Source organism: Microbacterium sp. bgisy203, from assembly GCF_057706945.1.
The window spans coordinates 249,332-270,288 of sequence record NZ_JBYIPF010000004.1 but is presented as its reverse complement, the minus strand read 5'-3'; the positions used below and the strand labels follow the sequence as shown (position 1 = coordinate 270,288).

Here is a 20,957-nt window from a genome sequence, read left to right as displayed (position 1 = left end):
ATCATGGGGTGCTCCGTTCGCGGCGGATGGTGACGGCGACATCGCCGAAGGGGACGGTGATCGGCGCCTGCGGCTTGTGGACGGTGACCTCCACGGCATCCACTCGCTCGTCCGCGAGCGCGGCGACCGCGATGCGGGCGGCGAGCGTCTCGAGGAGATCGACCGGGTCGCCCGAGAGGATCGCGGCGACCGTCTCGGCGAGCTCGCCGTAGTGGACGGTGTCGGCGACGTCGTCGCTCAGCGCGGCGGGGGCGAGGTCGAGCTCGAGCGCGACGTCGGCGACGAAATCCTGCCCGTCGCGGCGCTCGTCGGGGTAGACGCCGTGGAACCCGGTGGCGCGGATGCCGCGGAGTGCGATCCGATCGGTCATGCGTGCTCCCATCGGTCGAGGACGGTGAGGGCGTCGCGGGTGGAGGCCGCGTCGTGCACGCGCACGGCCCACGCGCCCGCCTGCGCGGCGAGGACGCTCGTCACGGCGGTCGCGAGGTCACGCCGCGCATCGTCCACCGGAGCAGCGTCGACGGCGGCGAGGTCCCCGCCTTCGCCGGCGCGGGCCTCGACGAGCGCCTCGGCGAGGAACCGCTTGCGGCTCGTGCCGACGAGCACGCGGGGCCCGAGGGCGACGATACGGTCGAGCGCGCGCAGGGCGTGCCAGTTCTGCCCGCCGCGCTTGCCGAACCCGATGCCGGGGTCGAGGATCACCCGGTCGGGCGAGATCCCGGCCTGGGCCGCGGCACGTACGCGCTGCTGCAGTTCGGCGATGAGCTCTCGCTCGACGTCGCGGTAGTCGGCGGCCGCGTACATGTCGCTCGAGGGCCCCCGCCAGTGCTGCAGCACGATGTCGGCACCTGTCGCGGCGACGGCGGCGAGCATGCCGGGGTCGGCGAGCCCGCCCGACACATCGTTGACGATCCGTGCACCGGCTTCCACCGCGGCGACGGCGGTGGCGGCGTTCATCGTGTCGATGCTGACGATGACGCCCTCGGCGGCGAGCGCCGCGACGACGGGGAGGACGCGCTCCCGCTCGATCGCCGGGTCGACGCGCTCCGCGCCCGGGCGCGTCGACTCGCCGCCGACGTCGACGATCGTGGCGCCGTCCGCGCGGAGCGCGAGACCGCGGGCGATCGCGGCATCCGCATCGAGGAAGCGCCCGCCGTCGCTGAACGAATCGGGGGTGACGTTGACGATGCCCATGATCGCTGTCATGTCAGCGGCCCGTCACGAGCATCATGATCTCGGCGCGGGCGGCGGGCTCGGCGAGCGCCCCACGCGCCGCGACGGTGACCGTCTCGGCGTCGGGCTGCCGTCCGCCGCGCATCGTGACGCACTCGTGGGACGCCTCGAGGACGACGAGCACGCCGCGCGCATCGAGCGACGCGGCGATCGTGTCGGCGATCTGCTCACCGAGGCGCTCCTGCACCTGCGGGCGGGCGGCGAGGACGTCGACCACCTTCGGCAGCGCCCCGAGCCCGACGACCTGCTCACCCGGGAGATAGGCGAGGTGCGCGCGCCCGGCGAACGGCAGGAGGTGGTGCTCACACACGGAACGGAACCGGATGTCGCGCAGCATCACGGCGCCCGAGGGCAGGGTGTCCGGCGCGGGTCCGCGCGAGACGGAGATCGTGTGGGCGAGGGGCGCCGCGGCATCCTCCCCCACTCCGGCGAAGAACTCCGCGTAGGCGTCGGCCACGCGCTGGGGCGTCGCTTTGAGCCCGGGGCGAGCCGGGTCCTCCCCGATCGCCTCGAGCATCTCGCGCACCGCCGCGGCGACGCGGTCACGATCGACGGCCACGTTCCGAGCCTAGGCGATGGCTATGCGGTCGCGGGGCGGGCCTGCCCGGCCTGGTGCCGCGCGGGGGCCGTGCCGGCCGCCGACTGCGTCGACGCGTCAGCCGCGGCGGATGCCGCGAGTCCGGCATCCTGCTGCCGACGGGGCACTTCCACGGGCGGCAGCGACGAGACGGGCCGCTCCTGGCTCGAGAGCCACTGCGGGCGCGGCGGCAGCTTCTTCACGTCCTTGAAGATGTCGGCGAGCTCGAGGTGGTCGAGCGTCTCCTTCTCGAGGAGCGCGAGGGCGAGCTTGTCGAGCACGTCACGGTTGTCGTTGATGACCTGGTAGGCCTCGTTGTGCGCCTGCTCGATGAGGTCGCGCACCTGCTGGTCGACGCGCTCGGCGATGCGCTCGGAGAAGTCGCGGCCGTGACCCATGTCGCGGCCCATGAAGACCTCGCCCGACGACGAGCCGAGCTTGACGGGGCCGACGTCGGTCGTCATCCCGTACTCGGTGACCATCTTGCGGGCGATTCCGGTCGCCTTCTCGATGTCGTTCGACGCACCCGTCGTGGGGTCGTGGAAGACGATCTCCTCGGCGACGCGGCCACCCATCGCGTAGGTGAGCTGGTCCTGCAGCTCGTTGCGGGTGACGGAGTACTTGTCGTCGACGGGAAGCACCATCGTGTAGCCGAGGGCCTTGCCGCGCGGCAGGATCGTCACCTTCGTCACCGGGTCGGTGTTGTTCATCGCGGCGGCGGCGAGCGCGTGGCCGCCCTCGTGGTACGCCGTGATGAGCTTCTCGCGGTCCTTCATGACGCGCGTGCGGCGCTGCGGGCCGGCGATGACGCGGTCGATCGCCTCGTCGAGCGCACGCATGTCGATGAGCTGCGCGTTCGAGCGGGCGGTGAGCAGGGCCGCTTCGTTGAGGACGTTGGCGAGGTCGGCGCCCGTGAAGCCGGGCGTCTTGCGTGCGATGACCGAGAGGTCGACCGACGGAGAGAGCGGCTTGCCGCGCCCGTGCACCTCGAGGATCTTCTGGCGGCCCTTGAGGTCGGGCGCGTCGACACCGATCTGACGGTCGAAGCGGCCCGGGCGCAGCAGCGCGGGGTCGAGGATGTCGGGGCGGTTCGTCGCCGCGATGACGACGACGTTGACCTTCGGGTCGAAGCCGTCCATCTCGACGAGCATCTGGTTGAGCGTCTGCTCGCGCTCGTCGTGACCGCCGCCCATGCCGGCCCCGCGGTGACGGCCGACGGCGTCGATCTCGTCGATGAAGATGATCGCCGGGGAGTTCTCCTTGGCCTGCGTGAACAGGTCGCGCACGCGGCTCGCGCCGACACCGACGAACATCTCGACGAAGTCCGAGCCCGAGATCGAGTAGAACGGCACGCCCGCCTCACCGGCGACGGCGCGCGCGAGGAGCGTCTTGCCCGTTCCGGGAGGGCCGTAGAGCAGCACGCCCTTCGGGATGCGGGCGCCGACGGCCTGGAATTTCGCCGGGTCCTTCAGGAAGTCCTTGATCTCCTGCATCTCTTCGATGGCCTCGTCGGCGCCGGCGACATCGGCAAAGGTCACGGTCGGCGTCTCCTTCGTGACGAGCTTCGCGCGCGACTTGCCGAACTGCATGACCTTGCTGTTGCCGCCCTGCGCGGCTGAGAAGAAGAACCAGAAGAGGAGGCCGAGCAGCAGCAGCGGCAGGAGCAGCGACAGCATGCTCTCGAAGAAGGTCGTGCGCGGCACGACGTCGTCGAAGCCGTCCTTCGGGTCGGCGCCGTTGATCGCCTCGAGCACCTGATCGGCGCGCGCGTCGACGTAGTAGAACTGCACCTGCGTCGAGCCTTCGTACGCCTTCGAGAGGGTGAGGTCGACGCGCTGGTCACCGTCGGTGTTCGTCACCTCGGTGACCGTGCCGCCCTTCAGCAGCTCCAGGCCCTCCTGCGTCGTGATCTGCTTGGCGCCGGTGAGCGACGTGATGAGAGACACGCCGAGCAGCAGCATCAGGCCGATGAGCAGCACGTACACGAAGGGGTTCCGCGTGAGCTTCTTGAAATCCATGGTGCGCTCAGGCTACCCCGCCCGCACTATGACGGCACTGTGCATTCGCCCACGGCGTACCGTGAGCGTCGCGTCGCGACACCCTCGGTCTCGCGAGCCGTCCTCAGGAGTAGACGTGCGGCGCGAGCACCGCGACGTCGCGGAGGTTCCGGTACTGCTCGTCGTAGTCGAGCCCGTAGCCGACGACGAACTCGGTCGGGATATCGAACCCGACGTACTTCGAGTGGATCTCGACCTTCGCCGCCTCGGGCTTGCGCAGCAGCGCGAGGATCTCGATCGACGCCGCGCCGCGCTTGGCGAAGTTGTCGAGCAGCCACGACAGCGTGAGCCCCGAGTCGATGATGTCCTCGACGATCAGCACGTGCCTGCCGGTCAGATCCGTGTCGAGATCCTTCCGGATCTGCACGACCCCCGACGACTTCGTTCCGGCCCCGTACGAGGACACGGCCATCCAGTCCATCGTGAGCGGGCGCGACAGGCTCCGCGCGAAGTCGGCCATGACCATGACCGCGCCCTTCAGCACCCCGACGAGCAGCAGATCCTTGCCCTCGTAGTCGGCTTCGACCTGGCGGGCGAGCTCGTCGAGCTTCGCGCGGATCTCCTCCTCGGTGACGAGGACGGTGGTCAGCTGGTCCGCGATCTCGGCTGCACGCATGAGGAGATTGTAGGCAGATCGCCCCTGCCGTTCGGCATCCCCCGGTCGTAGGCTGAGCGCGACGGGCGGCCCTCGCCCGCGCATCTCGAGGGGGAGAAGGACATGGCCGGACTGGACGACATCCTGCGAATGCTGCCGATCGATCAGGTCGCCGCGCGACTGGGCGTCGACCCCGACACCGCGCAGGCGGCGGTCACGCAGGGCGGGGGCGCGATCCTCGCGGGGCTGCAGCAGAACGCGGCCACGCCCGAGGGATCCGCCGCGATCGAAGCCGCCCTCGGCAAGCACTCCGGGCCGGGCGCGGTCGTCGAGACCGAGCGCATCGACATCGCCGCCGTCGACACCGCCGACGGCGAGAAGATCCTCGGACACGTCTTCGGCGGCAACGAGCAGCAGGTCGCCGCGACCCTCACCGACAACCCGCAGACCGCCGGCATCGACTTCGGCAAGCTCCTGCCGATGCTCGCGCCGATCGTCATGGGCATGCTCGCGAAAAATCAGAGCACCGCGCAGACCTCCGGCTCGTCGTCGACGGATGCCTCGGCATCCGGTGGCGGAATCGGCGACATCATCGGCGGGCTGCTCGGCGGGTCGAGCGGCCCGGGAGGCTCGGGCGGCTCGGCCGGCGGCTTCGACGTCGGCGGGCTGCTGGGCGGGCTCTTCGGCGGCGGGCGGTAGTCACCGCCGACGCGTCACTGCGCGGAGATGACGACGCGATCGCCCGTGCGGGCGGCGCGGCACCCGGGGAGGTCGATCGGCCCCTGGCCGCGCCAGTCGGTGACGAGGCGGGCGACCTCGAGGGTCTGCGCGCGGGTGAGGCTCTCGCCGAACTCGCTCGCAACGACGTGGCGGATGATCCGGTGGCGGAGCGCCGGCGGGTTCGCCGCGAGCGCCGGCACCGACACGGCGATGCCGGCCTCGGCGTGCTCGACGATGTCCTCGATGGTCTCGTCGATCATGTCGGCGAACGCCGCGGCATCCTCGCGCAGCTGATCGCTCGTGCGGGCCAGGGCCTCCGCGACGCCGGGGCCGAGCTCGTCTTCGAGCACGGGCATGACGTCTTGCCGCACGCGCACGCGGAGGAAGCGGCGGTCGAGGTTGTGCGGGTCTTCCCAGACCGGCAGGCCCTGGGCCGCACACGCGGCGCGCGTCACCCGGCGGCGGACGCCGAGCAGGGGCCGGAGGATCCGGATGCCGTCCTCTTCACGGTCGGGCGACATGCCGCCGAGGCTCGCGGCGCCGGAGCCGCGGGCGAGCCCGATCAGCACGGTCTCGGCCTGGTCGTCGAGGGTGTGCGCGAGGAGGACGGCCTCGGCATCCGCGGCTCGCGCCGCGTCGAGGAGGGCGGCCCGGCGGGCGTCGCGTGCCGCGGACTCGGGCCCGCCCGCGTCGGCGACATGCACGCGGACGACGTGGGCGGGGAGGTCGAGACCCTCCGCGACCGTGGCTGCGCGGGCCGCGACGACGGCGGATCCCTCCTGCAGGTCGTGGTCGATCACGACCGCCGTCGCCACGAGTCCCGCCTTCGGCGCCTCGAACGCGACCGCCGCGGCGAGAGCGAGCGAGTCGGCGCCGCCCGAGAGGCCCACGAGCACCGGACCCGAGACGGTGGCCAGAGCCTGCCGCACGGCGAGGCGGATCTCGGCGACGGCGGGGTCGAGGCCGGGGCGGTGCTCCATGGCATCCACGCTATCGCCGCCGTCGCGTTCCGAAAGCAGGGAGATATCGACCTCGGCGCGCCTCAGACCGCCCGTCGGTGCGATTCGCCCTGCTTTTGGGAGCTTTGGGGACGGGTGGAAGGTCAGAACCGGGCGACTAGGCTGGTCCCGCATCCCACAGACTTCCGAAGGAGCACCATCATGGGCGCATACGACGCCGTCATCGAGATCCCGCGCGGCAGCCGCGTCAAGTACGAGGTCGACCACGGTACCGGTCGCGTCTTCCTCGACCGCGTCCTGTTCACCCCCATGGGATACCCCACCAACTACGGCTTCTTCGAGGACACCCTCGGCGAGGACGGCGACCCGCTCGACGTGCTGGTTCTGCTCGACCGCGACCTATACCCGGGCGTCATGGCCAAGGTCCGCCCCGTCGCGGTCCTCAAGATGCTCGACGAGGCCGGCGGCGACGACAAGGTCATCGCCGTGCTCGCGAAGGACCCGCGCTGGGACCACATCCAGGACGTCGGCGATCTCGACGAGTGGACCAAGGGCGAGATCACCCACTTCTTCGAGCACTACAAGGACCTCGAGCCCAACAAGTGGGTCAAGGTCGACGACTGGGCGGATGCCGCCGAGGCCGAGCGCCTGGTCTCGGAGGCGTTCGACCGCTTCCAGACCGAGGGCGCGCAGACCGCGACCCAGGGTGAGGGCCACGCGCCAAAGACCATCTGACGCAGGTGTCAGACGAGAAGAGCGGATGCCTCGGCATCCGCTCTTTCGCGTATCCGGGTCGGAGTCTTCAGAGCGAGATGCCGCGGGCGCGCAGGAACGGCGCCGGGTCGATGCGGAGAGAGCCGTTCCAGACCTCGAAGTGCAGGTGGCAGCCGGTCGACGCGCCGGTGTTGCCGACGTAGGCGATGACCTGCCCGGCAGAGACCCACTGGCCGACGCTGACATTGAACCCGCCGTTGACGATGTGCGCGTAGGCGGTGACGGTGCCGTCGGAGTGGCGGATGCGGACGCAGTTGCCCCACGAGCTGAGGCCCTGTGCGATGATCACCTGACCTGCGGAGGCGGCGTAGATCGGCGACCAGCAGCCGGCCCCGAAGTCGATTCCCTGGTGACCGGTCGTGCAGTAGCCGTTGCCGCAGATGGTGCCGCGGTTGCCGTACCAGGACGTGATGCCGCCGGATGCCGGGCGCACCCAACCGCCCGTGCCGGGCGTCCCTCCGGTGCCACCGCTCGATGAGCCGCCGCTGGACGAGCCACCGCCGCCTCCGCCGCCGCCGCCGCCACCACCGTTGTTGTTGTTCGCGGCCTCCTGCGCGCGGCGCTCTTCGTCGCGCTTGCGCGCCTCTTCGGCCTGACGCTGGCGTTCGAGTTCGAGCTGGCGCTGCCGCTCCTCCTCGGCCTTGCGGCGCGCTTCGACGCCGGCCTGGTAGTCGGCGATCGTCTTGCTGGTCGTGTCTTTGAGCGCGGCGAGCTGGGCTTCGAGCGTGTCGCGGTTGGCGTTCTGCTCGTCGAGGGCGGCCTGCGCGGCGACGGCGGCCTGCTGGGCCGCCATCATCTTCTGCTCGGCTTCCTTCTGCAGGCGGTCGCGCTCGTCGCGGGCGACGCTCGCCTGGTCGCTGAGGCTCTGCGCGTTGTTGCGCGCGCTCACCGCGTCGGCGTAGGTCGACTGGTTTGCCTCGACGAGGCGATCCATCGTGCCGAGCCGGCTGAGGAGCTCGTCAGCGGTCGCGGCCGAGCCCGAGAAGAAGAGTTCGAGCGCGGCGTCGTCGCCGCCGGAGCGGTACTGCTGCGCCGCGAGGCGCCCGAGCTTCTGGGCGGTCTCGGTGGCGCGCTGCTCTTCGGCATCCGCCTGCTCCTGCAGCGACACCGCCTTCGCCGCCGCCGTCTCGTACGCCTCTTGCGCGGCGGCGTACTCGTCGGCGAGGCGCGCGGCCTCGGCCTGCTTGTTCGCGACGTCGGCTTCGAGGTTCGCGATGAGGCCTTCGATGCGGGAGATCTCGTCGGCCTTCGCGGCCTCGTTGTTCTTCGCGCGCTGCACGTCGTCCCACGAGGGGTAGTTGTCGGCGAACGCGGCCGAGCCGAATCCCATACCGAGCGCGCTCAGGCCCAGGATGCCGAGACCACCGAGACCCAAAGCCGTGCGCCGCGTCAGCGGGCTGCGCAGCGAGGGTTCACGCAGCTCGCGGAGCTCACGCGGCGTCGGCGCGCAGCCGCAGTCATCCGTCGATTCGGACTCGCTCATCACCGCGCCTCGGTCTCTCGTGCTTCGGGGTCTGTGCTGGGTGGCACCGCGTCGGGTCGGGCGGTGCGGGCCGGATTCACACCGACACCACCAGTCACAGTAACAACACTCTCAGCCAGATCCCAGGGGGATCGAGGCATCCGCAGTCGTGGACATTGTCGCGGGGGTCGCGCGTGCGGCAGCGCAGGCGCGCCCTCGATTTCCGATTTGCCGGGGGATCTCGTATGCTTGACCCTCGGTAAGCGTGAGCCCGAGTTCTTGGATTCAGGGGTTCGCTCGGCCCCATCGTTTAGCGGCCTAGGACGCCGCCCTTTCACGGCGGTAGCACGGGTTCGAATCCCGTTGGGGTCACTTTCCACCACACAACTGAAAAAGCATGGCCCTGTAGCGCAGTTGGTTAGCGTGCCGCCCTGTCACGGCGGAGGTCGCGGGTTCAAGTCCCGTCAGGGTCGCTCTGAGCGACGGGCCCTTTCTTCGGTGAGGGCCTTTCGTCTAGACATGGCCTCTTCGGACGCCATGCGGCTCTGTAGCTCAGTTGGTAGAGCGCACGACTGAAAATCGTGAGGTCACGGGATCGACGCCCGTCGGAGCCACCATCTAAAGTCCAGGCGGATCAGGATTTTTCCGGCCTGACGCTTCGCTTCTCTCCCAGTTCTGCTGGGTTCGGGCCATTCTTGGGCCATTGCCGCGGCCAGACTTGCCCTTGCGCCCTGCTCCGGTGCCCTTCCCAGTGCCGCCGCCGAGAGCCTGGTCGAGCACGGCTCCGGCGCGCAGCGCGACGCCCTCGCGGGCACGGGAGTACCGCTCGGTGACCTGGAGGCTGGAATGCCCGAGGGTCGCCTGCACGTCTGGCGCGCTGGCCCCGGCGTCAAACAGGATCGTGGCGAAGGTGTGCCGGAGGTCGTGCATCCGCAGGTCAGGTCGGCCGATCGCCACCCGCAACACGTCCCAGTCGACGGCACGGCGCGCGTTGTGGTTGGTGAGCCGACCGCCATCGGGACCGGACAGCAGCAGGTCGTCCGGCTTCTTGCCGCGGGCGGCGTCTTCGACATGGGGACGCAGCGCGGCGATGAGCGGCACCTCGCGGGACTTGTGGCTCTTGGGGCTCTGCTCCACCAGCTCGCCGTTCCTGCCGGGGCTCAGCGACCGGCTGACCCGGATGATGTTGTGCGCGAAGTCCACGTCGCGCACCCGCAGCGCGGTCGCCTCGCCCGCGCGCATCCCCGTGTAGACGAGGGTGGCGAGGTAGCGCCGGTACACGCCCTCGGGGACGAGCGTGAGCAGGGTGGCGACCTGCTCCAGCGTCAGGGCGCGGGAGATGGGCGAGACGGATTCGCGCATGCTGGGCCGCTTGACCTCGCGGGCCGGGTTGTCGTCGATGAAGCGCGAGCGCCGCGCAGCATCCAGTAGGCGGGACAACACCGCGAGGGCGTCGTTCTTGGCCGACGCACCGCCGGGCCAGGTGACCATCGCGGACTCGATCATGGGCGACGTGATGTCCTCCAGCCGCTGCCGCCCCAGGCTCGGCTTCACCCGTAGCCGCCAGCCCACGTCGTAGCAGCGCGCGGTCGCCGGGCGCACGGACGCCTCGATCGCGGGCCAGTACCGCTCATGCCACTGCTCCAGCGTCATCGAGCCGTTGGGGTTCCGGCCGGCGATGACCTTCGCCAGCTCGCGCTTGGCCTCCGCAAGCGTGAGGAACATACGCGACCGCTCGGCCGCTCCCCCGTCCACGCTCGGGCCGACGACGCGAATCTGATACCGCTGTCGGTCAGCACGCCAGCGGATGCCCTCGGGTAGCGGCCGGCCCGTGCGCGGGTCGATCCGCGCGGGAGAGCCCTTCCCAGGCCGCCCGGCCATCAGGTGTCCGTCCCGCCGCGCGCCAGCAGCTCATCGATGGTGTCGGCACGCCAGAGCAGGTGCTTGCCCATCCGGGCGTCGGGCTCGGGCACGAGGCCGTCCCGCCGCAGCTTGTCGAAGGACGAGACGGGGATACGGCACCGCTCGGCCGCCTCGACGCGGTTCAGGTACTCGACCCGAGACGTCGTCTCGATCATGCCGCGCTCCTTCCACCCGGATAGCCGCGTCCTCTGCGCCCGTATGACGGTCGCAGATAATTGCAGTTATCTGACTGTGGTACCTCGGGCGGATTTCGGCAAGTATCTGAGTTAGAGCGGGAAAGCCGATACACTCGGCGGGTGCCCATCACTCCTCCGCGACGCGGCTACCAGCCCTACGACGGGCTCATCACCGCGGACGACCTGCCCGAAGGCTGGTACCTGCCCGACCGGTTCCCCGGCGAGCGCGAGGACGACGCGAGTAACGAGATCGACGCCCTCCTCGGCTACGACGACTCGCTCGTCACCGACGAGCAGCGCCAGTCGCAGGCGGCGTCGGACGAGAACGAGACCGTCGACGGCCGCTGGCGCTACATCGAGCACACTGAGACCCATACCCGCGTCATGATCCGGCTCCAGCGGCAGATGTTCGCGGTCCTCGAGGAGGTGCGGATCACCGGGGTCATCTATCTGCCGTGGCGACCCGGCGACCCCATCACGAGCCAACTCCTGCGCGAGCTGCCGACCGCCCGCATCGAGGCCGCGATCAACAAGCGCCTATTCGCCATGAAGCGCGCTGAGACGATCACCGGCGGCAAGATCGTCCTCCCCTCCGGCAGCAAGGTCAGCGAGCGCGACCTGCTCAAGCCGCTCGGCGACCCGAAGAAGACACCCGACTTCTACGAGCTGGTCGCCCTCCAGCACGGCCGCCTGACGCGGGAGGGCGACCGCAACCCGAGTGCGACGATGGCGCAGATCAACGGCGTCGCGCTCTCGACCGCGCAGGGGTGGGTGACCAAGGCACGGGATCGTGGGCTGTTGCCGCCAGGGCGGCGAGGGCGGGCAGGGTAGTCAACGGGGAGGGAGTCAAACTCGATCAGCTCCTCCCGCCCACAGGGCCGTGAACCTGTGCTCTGGCCCGTGTTTCCGGGCCTCGCGGAGGGTCACGCCGTCCATGTTTGTTGCCGTTCTGGTGCCACGGTTGCACGCTTCGGAGGCGGTATCAGCCGGTGAACGTGTCGGAGAAGTAGCCGAGGTTCGGGTCATCGAGAGTGCCGACCACAAGCCCTCTGTCGAGGAACCGATTGAACTCCTCGCAGCTCGTCTCGGGGAGCAAGCCGCAGGCGTGACACGCGGCGAGATTGCACGAGTCCGGCCCCTGGCCGTTCTTGCCCGCGTCCATGCACACAGGGTCCGTCGAGCACCAGTGGGCGTCAGCCAGGGCAGACGCAAAGACTTGGCGCAGGTTGTCCGGGCGGGCCATGCGAACGAGGCCGCCCATCGTTCCTTCGGAGTCACCTGCCGCAGTGTAGATCAGTGCCCCGGCCATGTTCCGTTCGGTCGACTCGGAAACGTAGAGGCGCTCTCGGAGCGACGCGGAGCTGTAACCGCAGGCAAAGATGAGCTCGTTGATGAGTAGATGAGACACCGTGTGCAACAGCACGAACCGTGGGCTGATCGTCCGCCCGAGCAGCCCGCGCTGACTCGCGACCGATCCGTAGTGATCGGTGAGCAGCTGGGCGCGGGCTTGGACCTCCGCACGCCCCTCCCAGGCCGCCAGCCTCGCGCCGTCGAGCTCGAAGTAGATTCCTTCGCCCTTCACCACGTAGGCCGGGAGCCAGTCCTGCGCAGGCGTCAGGCTGGTTCGCCTGAGCATCGCCTTCCCCTCGGTGAGTTTCAGCTCTCCGTCACGCACTCGCGTGAACCCTCGCAGCGCGCGCGTCTCGCGAAGGACGTCTACCGACCTCACGCGGGAAAGGTGGCTTGTCAGATCAGCGTGAAGCCCCGGGTCGGAAGCTGCGAGGAAATCGTCCTTAGGCGTCTCGCGGATCTTCACATATTCGGGGTGACGCCAGATGTCGTCGCTCGTAAGACTCTCCGCGTCAACCGGAGTCTCGGCCGACTCCTCCCCGCTGTTCTCGCCGATACCGAACTGATCCTGATACGCCGCCAGTAGCTCTTCGTCAGAGATGGGAGCAAAGAGCTCGGGTGGGACGTTCCGCTCCAGCAGTTTCCGCAGTTGCCCACCGGACACCTCATCCAGCCCCAACTGGAACACGTTGTTGAAAGTCGTGCTCACAGCAGGATGTCGAAGCAATTGATGGACCTCCTCGCTCACGGCGCCTTCGCGCCGAGGAAGATAAATTGAGGACTCCACCTTCGGGAAGTAGACATTTCCCGCCGCGCGCAAGGCGCCACGAATCGGCTGATCACAGACGCCATCAAGCTGTGCGAGCCATGGCCGAGCTCCACCGCACAGATAGGGCTGGTCCGGCGACACAAGCTGATCGCTCAAGTTCGTGTGCTCTTCGCCATTCTTGTCGAACCGCGCCTCGGTGACCCCACGAAGTGAGCGCTCCTGCTTGCAGGCGTCACACGTCACGACCTGTCCTTCGAGCCCACCGCCTCCGCGCGACACGAGGCGGAGCGTGCCCGTACACGACGGGTTAGCGGAACGGTGTACCCACTTGTCGAATGGGAAGTCATTCAGGTGCCCACGGGTGCAGATTGCCACGAACGGAACCTGCGACATCTTCGGCTTGTACTTCTTATCGGCATGTTCCTTGTCATGGCACTCCACGAGCGTCTTCATCGTGAGCTTGCTGAGTTCCAGACGCTTGCAGTAGATACAGAACGACCATCGCGGGAAGCGAAGCACAGGAACAGTGAGTCGAACATTCCGGAGGTCGCTACCCTGAGCCGACGGCCTGTAGTCCGGGGGTAGCCGGAACTCAGACACCTTGAGCCGGGACTCAAGCCGCCAGTCGTGTTCCTGGTATTCCTCCATCGCGAGAGCGCTCTGATCGACGACTTCATACCAGTGATCAAGGCCCGCGGTGATGACGGAGGTCCCGTTTACGAGCACACTCATGGCACCGACACCGAACGGTGTCACCAGTTGCGCTCGGCGCATCGCTCCAGTGCTCATGCAGGTTCCTCCGCTGCCGTGTCCGCGAACAGGTACGCCTGACTGATCTCAAGACGGCATTCGGCATCGACGTTCCGCATACTTGTCGGCACGTCCCAGATCGTCGCGCGGCGGTCAAGATCAGGCAGCGTTCCTGCGAACCGCATAAGTCCTTGCAGTGGATCACCGAATGGAGCAGGGTTTGCATCCCACTCGGTGCGCTCCCACCCTCCCCACTGCCGGGCGCGATCACGCGCAAAGCGATCCAAGACGGGGACCTCGTCCGGCTCGGCGATCTCCGCTCGCTCCCGCAGCAGCCGAACGGCCTCATCGTAAGCAGACAAAGGGAACGGGTCAGGCCCAAGCGTCTCGGGCGAGGTCTGCCGAACATAGGCGACGGCGGCCGCGTGGAGTGCTCTGCGAAGGACAGGCATGGCGAATGGGGTGACGGAAGTCGGCTCCACTTGCGCGTAAAGCTGCTGATGGTAGGTGCGGAAGCGCTCGTAGTGACTGCGATCGCGTGGTTTTGCGGCCCCGTAGATGGTGATGACCAGCCCAGGGCTGACCTCCGGGTTCCGGCCGACTCGACCGCTCACCTGGATGTACTGGGCTGTAGTTTTCGGCTGGCCGACGATCGTCATCAGGGCGAGTCGATCGATGTCCACACCTACCTCGATGATGTTCGACGCCAGGCAGATGTCGAACGCTTCCTGGCGCTCCTTGCCGACGGCGTACTTCACCTGAAGTTGCTCGATCGCTTTTGGAATCTCGTCTGAACGACGCCGCGACGTGAGCTCCATCGTGCGATGCGGCCAGCGAGGGTCGATGCCGTCGCGTCGCCGGAGTCCAGTGAGGTAGTCCGGAATGTCGGACTGGACGAGCGAGACCGTGTTTCCGAGCTCTCGAAGCGAGTTGAGGAAGTTGAGGTTCGTCCAGTAGCCGTCCCGGTCCTCCTCCGGGATGTCGACCGCGGCCTGAAGGGTTGCGGCTGCGACACGGACCTGGACGGTCTGAGTGGAGCCCAGCGATGCGCTCATGACGCCGATATAGCGTCGCCCTGGCTCCGGGGTGCCGTCGGCGGACGTCGCTGGTTCAGCAAAGAAGGAGCGGCCTTCCTCGAGACCGTGCGGCGGGAACAGCGCGACGGTCTCCCTGCCGAACAGTCCCTTGATCTGGTCCTCATAGCGCCTGACCGTCGCGGTGGAAGCGATGATCTTAGGCAACACAGGGCTTGCGCCGCGACGATCAGTGCAGAGTTCGTCGATCACCGGCTCGTAGAGACCGACCATCGAACCAAGAGGGCCGGAGATGAGGTGCAGCTCGTCCTGAATGATCAGGCTGGGTGGAGACACCTCCCGAGCACCGCTTGCACCCAGACCAAAGATATTCCGTGCTCGCGGTCGCCACGCCATCATCGCGAACTTGTCGACGGTCCCGATAACGATCGACGGTCGAACTTCGTAGATATCGTCGTCGACCACATGGACAGGCAGACCAGCACGGCGTGAATACTTGCACTCACCGTCAATGCAGCGAAGCACGACCTTGCCCGCCGCTTCCTCGTACCCGATCGGTTCCTGTCCGCCGCCCTTCTTAGGCTGCGGGCCCATCTGTGCACCGCACCAGGGGCACCTCAGCAGAAGGAAAAGGTTCTGTTCGTGAGGCCTTCGACGCAGAGACCGCAAATTGTCAAGTGCCTGCTTCCAGGTATTCGGCGTTGAGCTGCCACCCAGCCAAATCCCGATCCCAAAGGGAGCAGCACCGAGAGTGTCAGAGTTCTGCTCCCGAATGTCTTCGAGCACGCAGACCAGCGATGCAGCACGGAGGAACTGCTGCGCCGTGAGGAGACGCAGGGTGTATCGCATGAGGGTGTCTGTTCCTGTGTCTCCGGGGTTGCGGAGCCGCCGGGAAAGCAAACTGACGGCGGCCGCGCCAAGGTACGCCTCTGTCTTGCCACCACCAGTGGGGAAGAAGATCAGATCGACGTCGCTGCGAGTCTGGCGTTCTGGCTCAACGAGTTCGGGCAGCACCGCAAGTAGGAACGCAATCTGGAATGGACGCCAGTATCCCCGGCCAGTCGGCACTGTGAGCGCGGGGTGCGCTCCCTCGACTCTCCAGCGACCATCACCGCTCTGCTTGGCCTCGCGCAGCTCGAATCCGGATCGGACCTGCTGGAGCAGCATCGCCTCGTTTGCCCAGCGAAACGCTCGCGCAGCTCGATCATTCACTGTCACGAGGTTCCAGCCTGTTCGCATCCGCGTCAGCGCAGCTCGTGCTCGACGCATGTGCTCACTCGCGGCGTCCTGATAGCGCGGAAGCAACTCGCGGATCTCGGCCTCTCGCCGATCGATCCACTTCTCATACTGACTGAGGACAAGCTCCACTTGGGCGGCGCCGTCCTCGTTACCACTTGCCAGGGCAGCCATACTGACAGCCACCGGCTGCCGCTTGCCATCGACATCGAAGGCAGGGTTCCCGTCATCGTCAGACAGGTACACGTTCGGTGAGAGGCTGACGACCTCATACGCAGGCAGAGCCGCGGCCCGCACGAACGGCACAACTCCATCGGCGTTGACTGCCCCCCACTCGGCTGCACAGCCATGCCCGATCGCATAGGTGCGTTGGTTCCGGTAGAGGAGGTCAAGCGATCGCTCCTCCTCGTCCCGATCGGGCAGCTCAACCTCTGGATAGGGGACGATGTCAGCGTCGCCGACAGTCGACACCTTGAAGCCAACCTGAAAGACCGCCGCAGACGGGCCGGAACCAGGGGAATCATTGACGACTGCGACGGTTACGATCCTGAGAGCCGGGTCGTCCGCCCCAGGGATCGGACGACTGAACACTCGCACCGCAAGAGGGACAACACCTTCGCCGCTCAGGAGCATGACGTCAACGACTTTGAGCCGATTCGTCTCCCGCAGAACCGTACGACCCGAGATCGTGCCGACCGCCTCGAAGGGGCGCCTGACCCACCAATCGACTGGTCTAGCGACACCTGCGATGTGGACCGTCAGCTTCTCGTATCTCGCTCCGACTACCTCAACGGTGAGGGCTCCCGCGTCAGCCATGCGAGTCTCAAACGAGACGGCCATCGCGGACGGCTTGAACGTGTTGGCATCCGTAAGATCGAAGTCATCCGAGTCAGCGATATCGTGACGGACGTGGCCCTGAATCTCGACAGGCGGCCCAATCAAGTCGTCCTCAGAGAGCGCTATACCGGTGACTCCGTCGAGGGCGTCGGAACCCTCCTCGACGGCGCTTTCCACCGGCGAGCCGCCGACGGTAGCGCCCGCGAACAAGACTCCGACGCCGTAGCGCTTGAGCGGGGTGCCGCTCGTGAGAATCTCCTGGCCACTGTCCGCATCATGGAACTGGCCCCGGGATGCCTCCTTCTTCTCGAAATGCACGACTCCGGCGTTAATGGTCAGCGGCTGCCCCCGCACGGGATCACCGTCGAGGGGGCCGAAGAGCTCGCGCCGTAGGGCCGCCTCAACGGTCTCACGGGCTTCGATTCCGCTCATGCCTCACCTCCAATCAGTCGCCGCAGCGTCTTCGTTTCTACCAGGGCGGTGAGGCGATCCGTCGCACGTGTCAGCCCGACGTAGACGAGCGCATCAAAGTTCGACCCACCCGAGTCGTCAAGGTCAGTGACGACGACAGTCGGCGCGTCCAGTCCCTTGAACGAGTGGATGGTGGCGTGGCGGAGCCGTCCCTTGATCGGCTTCGACCCGTCTGCGGGACTCAGCACTTGACGAAGCCAGGGGTCGGATGTGCTCGCAGCGACAGAACTATCGGCAAGCGGGCTGAGCACGACGATCTCTGTCAGATCGAAGCCTTCGTCGCGAAGATCGCCTACGATCTTCCGCAGTATGGCGGCCTGGTCCTCGCCGCGGACGTACTTGATGATCGTCGGATCGATGCCGTCGTCCGATCGTCGAAACTCCCTGAACCCGGGAGCGAGATGTCCTAGAAGATTCACCTGATACCCGATGCGAGGAAGGTTGCGGCAGTTCTCAGACAGTCGGAACGACGCCAGATGCGGCGCTCGGGAGCGAAGCACCTCGCGTGCGCGCTCGCTGCCATAGATCGCCTGACGTTCAAAGTCACCGAACATGAGCACCCGACCGTTGCGCAGCCCGCCCTTGACGAGCAGATCGAGGAAGTCCAGGTACGTGTCGGTCGCGATGTCCTGAATCTCATCGACGATGAGGAAGTCCCCGACCTCCTCCGCGCTCTGCTCAGCAAGGCCCTCAAGCGCCAGCTCGGGCAGCACTCGATTCCAGAAGTCGCTATCAGCGTTTGCCGGCGGGCCGCTCATGTCGGCGAGCCGGAGCATCTCCTTGTGCAAGGTGCCCACGCGTAGCCCGACGATATCCGAGAGCTTCTCGCCGAGGCTGTGCCCAAGCAGGCGGTTGAAGCATAGAAGCCGCCCCGTTCGCCCCTGAGCGACCTCCCGCTGAGCCGACTCGGCGGCAAGGAAGGTCTTGCCCGTTCCGGCAGGGCCGGTAAACAAGACGCCTCTGTTGTCGGCGGCTGAGTCCAGTGCGCGGTACTGCTCTTCGACGAACTGTGCGAGCTGACCCTCTCGCGCTTGTCGGCGGTCCCCAGCAGTCATCACGACCTCGAACCGCGGGCGAAGCGTGGCAACGATCCGTTCAGTGTTGGCCTGGTCCGGGCCGAATCCGCCAAAGCCGAAGTACTTGATCGTGGAGGCGAGGTGCTGCGCTCCCTCTCTCATGACTCGTTCAACCGCTTGAACTGCGCTCGGCAGATCGCTCGAATCGAGCACCTGCCACGAGTGCCACTCCGGTGAGTCGGGCAGCGTCGCTCGCGCACGCACTCCTGTGAACCACACGGCGTGCAAGATCGGGACATCCCGCAGCTCGACTCGTTTACTCAGGAGATAGTCCCGGATACTATGCATCGCCTCCTGTGCCTGCTGAAAGGGTCCTCGCACTGTCGGAGGGTCCTGACCGAGGCGCCAGGCGCCATCGGAGCTACGCGCGACCGACAGGTGCGACTTCACCTCGATCACCACCAGCCCGGCATCGGGCGCGACGATGACGAAGTCCGCCTCACCTTCGACTTGTCGCTCATGCTGCGCGATCCCAAGTGAGTGCAGCACCGTCCAGTGCTCAGCCCCAGCTACATCTCGCAGCGCCGCGAAGACGGCCTTCTCCCCTGGAGGCGCGGACTCGGCGCAATAGGCCGGAATCATTCGAGCCATTGAGCACCCTCGTCAGCAAAGGGCACGCGAGCGTCGTGGCGGGCGATCAGCTCCGTAAATGGCGCGATCGCGAGGACGCGGGTAACGAACATGCCCCGAAAGCCCGGCTCGACAATATCTAGCGTCATGTGACCAACGCGCTCGAGCTCGTGAAGATCCGCGACATCTGCTGCCGCTTCCAGCCGGTCACGCAGCTCCCGAGTGGCTCGGTGCACCTCGTGTCTCAGCAACGAGGCGTTCCCGAAGTGCGGCTGCACCGGTAGCCCCAGCCATCCGAGGAGCCGCTCGAAGTCACCATCGCTCTGCGGACGGATAACGTGCGGCGATGTCCAAGCGCGGACCTGGCCGGCCGCGCGAACCCCGAGTGCACGCAAGGCGCTTTCGGAGTCGCGGGCGCTTCTCCCCCTGAGCCGCTCAATCAATGCGGACTTCCAGGACGCCTGCGACTCCTGGATTACTGACGCGCGAGGGCCGATTCGCCCGAATGCTCGCGCGTGGAGGGACTCGCGCTCAGCCTCACCTTCACGCAGAAGCAGGTACGTGCCCGGAGCGACCGCGGACACATCGGAATAGCCAACGCGCTCGCCGGGCGGCTGTGTCGGATCAAGCGCACGGATGCGCTCACCATCGTCATCAAGCCAGATCGCGCGATTCCCCGAAAGAAGGACTTTGCGCGCCTCCACCTCGTCCGCGTTCGGCGCGCGGTCCTCACTCACCCGACTCCCCCAGACCGGCTGCGGAAGGAGGTCCTCCTCTGGGATCGGCTCGGTCTCCGACGTCGCAGGCTCCGGCAACGCGGGTAGTGGATCGCCAGCCTCGACGATGCGCGCCGCGACCTGGATGCCGCCCTCGGCATACTGTGCGATCGCCGACCTCGGGACAGTTCGATCGCCGAACCACGCCGGGAGGATGAACGTGACCTCCAGTGTGCGGGGGGCTGTGACCGCCGCCGACTTGAAGAATCGTGGCGGACCCACGAAGTAGGCGATGTCTTCGGAAACATCGACGCGCTCAAGCTCGCCTAGCGTGAGAACTCGTGTGCCAAATGAGCCAAGCCATTCGCCCAGGGCTTCTCGCGATCGACTGCTCGCAGCCACGACAACTGCCGATTCCGGGCCTACCTCAGTGAGCGACTCGCGCAGTACGACGCCCATGAGTGGGTCACGGGTGCAGAGAGCAGCCGCGGCGTCAGCAATCTCTCGCAGCAGCGCGTCTTCGTCGACGGCGCCGATCAGCTGCCGGGCCTGACGACCCACCCCGCCCGCGGCGGCCGTGAGCTGGGCATTGCGTTCGATCGGCATGGGATCGGTGATTAGGTGCCAGCGCAGTGCTTTCGCGGCACCGGCGAGGTGATCCCAGACCCCAGGCCCATCCCGCTGGATCAGCCGGAACAGGCTGCGGGTGGCCGAATCGAACCTCGCGCCGCGCTCGTCCCGAACGGTGATGATCTCAACGCCATGCCGCACCAGCGAAGCCGAGGCCGCGTATCGCTGATCAAGTCCGATGATCCGGGGCGTCATAGCGCCACCGTGAATCCGAGTGCCTCGATTCCCGCAGGCGGAGTCCAGCCCAGCTGAGACGACAGCGCGAGCGGCTCCCCGCGCGAGTTTCTGAGTTGTACGACCTGTTCCGCTGCGCTCTCGTCTGCAATCGATCGATCGAAGACACACACGACGACGGGGCTGAGAACATCATTGAGATACTTGATTGCGCCCTGGCCGTCCAGAATCGTGAGTAATACGTCGTCGGGCAGCGGAAGCTGGTCGGCAAAGCCCGAAGACGAGTAGATGCGTGAGAACCAAGTCGCCGACTTCCCAGTCCTTGGGAGAAGCAACGATGCCAAGGAGTCCCCATCGCCATCATCGCCGCGAGCTAGGACGGCTTCGAGGTCGTCACCGATCCAGCTCTTCGTTCCCACAATTGCAAGGTCGGCTGCGGGTGCAACGAGCCGCCGCACCCAGTCTCGATCGACCCCGCTCATGCGACCGATGCTCCCGACTTGCGGGCGAGGCATTTTCTCTGCCGGGTCACTCTCTGCCACGGGTGCAACGGCCTCAAGTCGATCAACGGCCCAGTGGCCCGCCAAAGCAACCCGCGCCGGCGTGCGGCTTTCATCGAGTCCCTGAAAAGGCCCCGAGATCACGTGTGTCGCGTTCAACGCACGGTAGTTGCCTCGCGGCAGACCTCCTCGAAGCACTGACAACGGATCAGTCTCTACCTGAGCGGGCGGCCTTCCAAGAGTCCACCCGACCCCGATTAGCACCGCGGCGTACTCGCGGCTTGGGACCGAAACCGCGACGATCAGCTGACGGCCGGCGAAGGTGTCCGCCTTACGCGCAAGTCGTGTCCCAAGCGCGAGGATCGGGC

At 67.2% G+C, this 20,957-nt stretch carries 17 protein-coding genes and 3 tRNA genes; 6 read left to right on the top strand and 14 right to left on the bottom strand.

The genetic code is table 11. From position 1 onward, the window contains the following. Position 1 precedes the first annotated feature (1 nt). From folB to hpt, 5 genes are all read right to left on the bottom strand, one after another. Positions 2 to 370, bottom strand: coding sequence for a dihydroneopterin aldolase (gene folB, locus AC3ENQ_RS09010; RefSeq protein ID WP_431803791.1), 369 nt, complete (start codon positions 368 to 370; stop codon positions 2 to 4). Then, positions 367 to 1,206, bottom strand: coding sequence for a dihydropteroate synthase (folP, locus tag AC3ENQ_RS09005; RefSeq protein ID WP_431803789.1), 840 nt, complete (start codon positions 1,204 to 1,206; stop codon positions 367 to 369). Before folP ends, folB begins: the two co-directional genes overlap by 4 nt. A 1-nt stretch (position 1,207) precedes the next feature. Next, complete coding sequence (gene folE, locus AC3ENQ_RS09000; RefSeq protein ID WP_431803787.1) at positions 1,208 to 1,792, bottom strand: GTP cyclohydrolase I; 585 nt, start codon at positions 1,790 to 1,792, stop codon at positions 1,208 to 1,210. Between the two features lie 20 nt (positions 1,793 to 1,812). Then, positions 1,813 to 3,828 (bottom strand): ATP-dependent zinc metalloprotease FtsH, encoded by a 2,016-nt coding sequence (ftsH, locus tag AC3ENQ_RS08995; RefSeq protein ID WP_431803785.1) that lies wholly within the window; start codon positions 3,826 to 3,828, stop codon positions 1,813 to 1,815. A 103-nt stretch (positions 3,829 to 3,931) separates the two neighbouring features. Beyond that, on the bottom strand, positions 3,932 to 4,483 hold the full coding sequence (hpt, locus tag AC3ENQ_RS08990; protein WP_431803783.1) for a hypoxanthine phosphoribosyltransferase: 552 nt from the start codon (positions 4,481 to 4,483) through the stop codon (positions 3,932 to 3,934). A gap of 102 nt (positions 4,484 to 4,585) precedes the next feature. On the opposite strand from hpt, the gene AC3ENQ_RS08985 reads away from it, so the two are divergent. Then, positions 4,586 to 5,161 carry a DUF937 domain-containing protein gene (locus AC3ENQ_RS08985; RefSeq protein WP_431803781.1) on the top strand — a complete coding sequence of 192 codons (576 nt, stop codon included), beginning with the start codon at positions 4,586 to 4,588 and terminating at the stop codon, positions 5,159 to 5,161. 14 nt (positions 5,162 to 5,175) lie between these two features. Here AC3ENQ_RS08985 and tilS read toward each other — a convergent pair whose 3' ends face one another. Continuing rightward, complete coding sequence (tilS, locus tag AC3ENQ_RS08980; RefSeq protein WP_431803779.1) at positions 5,176 to 6,162, bottom strand: tRNA lysidine(34) synthetase TilS; 987 nt, start codon at positions 6,160 to 6,162, stop codon at positions 5,176 to 5,178. 180 nt (positions 6,163 to 6,342) lie between these two features. Between tilS and AC3ENQ_RS08975 the strand changes: the two genes are divergently transcribed. After that, the gene (locus tag AC3ENQ_RS08975) at positions 6,343 to 6,876 is read left to right on the top strand and encodes an inorganic diphosphatase (protein WP_431803777.1); all 534 of its coding nucleotides are present in this window, start codon (positions 6,343 to 6,345) and stop codon (positions 6,874 to 6,876) included. 67 nt (positions 6,877 to 6,943) lie between these two features. Here the strand turns inward: AC3ENQ_RS08975 and AC3ENQ_RS08970 are convergent, their stop codons facing one another. Next, on the bottom strand, positions 6,944 to 8,398 hold the full coding sequence (locus tag AC3ENQ_RS08970; protein ID WP_431803775.1) for a peptidoglycan DD-metalloendopeptidase family protein: 1,455 nt from the start codon (positions 8,396 to 8,398) through the stop codon (positions 6,944 to 6,946). 278 nt (positions 8,399 to 8,676) lie between these two features. On the opposite strand from AC3ENQ_RS08970, the gene AC3ENQ_RS08965 reads away from it, so the two are divergent. The 3 genes from AC3ENQ_RS08965 to AC3ENQ_RS08955 all read left to right on the top strand — a co-directional run bounded on the left by AC3ENQ_RS08965 (position 8,677) and on the right by AC3ENQ_RS08955 (position 8,994). Next, positions 8,677 to 8,749, top strand: a tRNA-Glu gene (locus AC3ENQ_RS08965). A gap of 27 nt (positions 8,750 to 8,776) precedes the next feature. Further along, positions 8,777 to 8,850 (top strand) — tRNA-Asp (locus AC3ENQ_RS08960). Between the two features lie 68 nt (positions 8,851 to 8,918). Then, positions 8,919 to 8,994: transfer RNA gene (locus tag AC3ENQ_RS08955), tRNA-Phe, on the top strand. Position 8,995: 1 nt separating this feature from the next. Here the strand turns inward: AC3ENQ_RS08955 and AC3ENQ_RS08950 are convergent. Together AC3ENQ_RS08950 and AC3ENQ_RS08945 are read right to left on the bottom strand one after the other, a co-directional pair. Continuing rightward, the gene (locus AC3ENQ_RS08950; protein WP_431803773.1) at positions 8,996 to 10,102 is read right to left on the bottom strand and encodes a tyrosine-type recombinase/integrase; all 1,107 of its coding nucleotides are present in this window, start codon (positions 10,100 to 10,102) and stop codon (positions 8,996 to 8,998) included. A gap of 155 nt (positions 10,103 to 10,257) precedes the next feature. Beyond that, the gene (locus AC3ENQ_RS08945) at positions 10,258 to 10,455 is read right to left on the bottom strand and encodes a helix-turn-helix transcriptional regulator (protein ID WP_431803771.1); all 198 of its coding nucleotides are present in this window, start codon (positions 10,453 to 10,455) and stop codon (positions 10,258 to 10,260) included. 141 nt (positions 10,456 to 10,596) lie between these two features. Here AC3ENQ_RS08945 and AC3ENQ_RS08940 point away from each other — a divergent pair, with 141 nt between their 5' ends. After that, positions 10,597 to 11,307, top strand: a complete 711-nt coding sequence (locus AC3ENQ_RS08940; RefSeq protein ID WP_431803769.1) for a hypothetical protein — start codon at positions 10,597 to 10,599, stop codon at positions 11,305 to 11,307. Positions 11,308 to 11,458: 151 nt separating this feature from the next. On the opposite strand, the gene drmB is transcribed toward AC3ENQ_RS08940, so the two are convergent. Genes drmB through AC3ENQ_RS08915 form a run of 5 tightly spaced genes read right to left on the bottom strand, consistent with a single transcriptional unit; the run spans position 11,459 to position 20,571 of the window. After that, positions 11,459 to 13,384 (bottom strand): DrmB family protein, encoded by a 1,926-nt coding sequence (gene drmB, locus AC3ENQ_RS08935; RefSeq protein WP_431803767.1) that lies wholly within the window; start codon positions 13,382 to 13,384, stop codon positions 11,459 to 11,461. Then, positions 13,381 to 16,884: a helicase-related protein gene (locus tag AC3ENQ_RS08930; RefSeq protein WP_431803765.1), complete on the bottom strand. Its 3,504-nt coding sequence runs from the start codon at positions 16,882 to 16,884 to the stop codon at positions 13,381 to 13,383. The genes drmB and AC3ENQ_RS08930 overlap by 4 nt, the downstream gene beginning before the upstream one ends. After that, positions 16,881 to 18,590, bottom strand: a complete 1,710-nt coding sequence (locus AC3ENQ_RS08925; RefSeq protein ID WP_431803763.1) for a nuclease-related domain-containing DEAD/DEAH box helicase — start codon at positions 18,588 to 18,590, stop codon at positions 16,881 to 16,883. Before AC3ENQ_RS08925 ends, AC3ENQ_RS08930 begins: the two co-directional genes overlap by 4 nt. Then, positions 18,578 to 20,110: a DISARM anti-phage system protein DrmE domain-containing protein gene (locus tag AC3ENQ_RS08920; RefSeq protein ID WP_431803761.1), complete on the bottom strand. Its 1,533-nt coding sequence runs from the start codon at positions 20,108 to 20,110 to the stop codon at positions 18,578 to 18,580. The genes AC3ENQ_RS08925 and AC3ENQ_RS08920 overlap by 13 nt, the downstream gene beginning before the upstream one ends. Then, positions 20,107 to 20,571, bottom strand: coding sequence for a hypothetical protein (locus AC3ENQ_RS08915; protein WP_431803759.1), 465 nt, complete (start codon positions 20,569 to 20,571; stop codon positions 20,107 to 20,109). The genes AC3ENQ_RS08920 and AC3ENQ_RS08915 overlap by 4 nt, the downstream gene beginning before the upstream one ends. Positions 20,572 to 20,957: the final 386 nt, after the last annotated feature.

Bases quoted from the DNA above. Each gene is read 5' to 3' on its own strand.
- tilS (WP_431803779.1), bottom strand. From the start codon at position 6,162: ATGGAGCACCGCCCCGGCCTCGACCCCGCCGTCGCCGAGATCCGCCTC.
- AC3ENQ_RS08970 (WP_431803775.1), bottom strand. From the start codon at position 8,398: ATGAGCGAGTCCGAATCGACGGATGACTGCGGCTGCGCGCCGACGCCG.
- AC3ENQ_RS08950 (WP_431803773.1), bottom strand. From the start codon at position 10,102: ATGTTCCTCACGCTTGCGGAGGCCAAGCGCGAGCTGGCGAAGGTCATC.
- AC3ENQ_RS08915 (WP_431803759.1), bottom strand. From the start codon at position 20,571: ATGAGCGGGGTCGATCGAGACTGGGTGCGGCGGCTCGTTGCACCCGCA.
- AC3ENQ_RS08985 (WP_431803781.1), top strand. From the start codon at position 4,586: ATGGCCGGACTGGACGACATCCTGCGAATGCTGCCGATCGATCAGGTC.
- hpt (WP_431803783.1), bottom strand. From the start codon at position 4,483: ATGCGTGCAGCCGAGATCGCGGACCAGCTGACCACCGTCCTCGTCACC.
- AC3ENQ_RS08930 (WP_431803765.1), bottom strand. From the start codon at position 16,884: ATGAGCGGAATCGAAGCCCGTGAGACCGTTGAGGCGGCCCTACGGCGC.
- ftsH (WP_431803785.1), bottom strand. From the start codon at position 3,828: ATGGATTTCAAGAAGCTCACGCGGAACCCCTTCGTGTACGTGCTGCTC.
- drmB (WP_431803767.1), bottom strand. From the start codon at position 13,384: ATGAGCACTGGAGCGATGCGCCGAGCGCAACTGGTGACACCGTTCGGT.
- AC3ENQ_RS08925 (WP_431803763.1), bottom strand. From the start codon at position 18,590: ATGGCTCGAATGATTCCGGCCTATTGCGCCGAGTCCGCGCCTCCAGGG.
- AC3ENQ_RS08945 (WP_431803771.1), bottom strand. From the start codon at position 10,455: ATGATCGAGACGACGTCTCGGGTCGAGTACCTGAACCGCGTCGAGGCG.
- folB (WP_431803791.1), bottom strand. From the start codon at position 370: ATGACCGATCGGATCGCACTCCGCGGCATCCGCGCCACCGGGTTCCAC.
- AC3ENQ_RS08975 (WP_431803777.1), top strand. From the start codon at position 6,343: ATGGGCGCATACGACGCCGTCATCGAGATCCCGCGCGGCAGCCGCGTC.
- AC3ENQ_RS08920 (WP_431803761.1), bottom strand. From the start codon at position 20,110: ATGACGCCCCGGATCATCGGACTTGATCAGCGATACGCGGCCTCGGCT.
- folP (WP_431803789.1), bottom strand. From the start codon at position 1,206: ATGACAGCGATCATGGGCATCGTCAACGTCACCCCCGATTCGTTCAGC.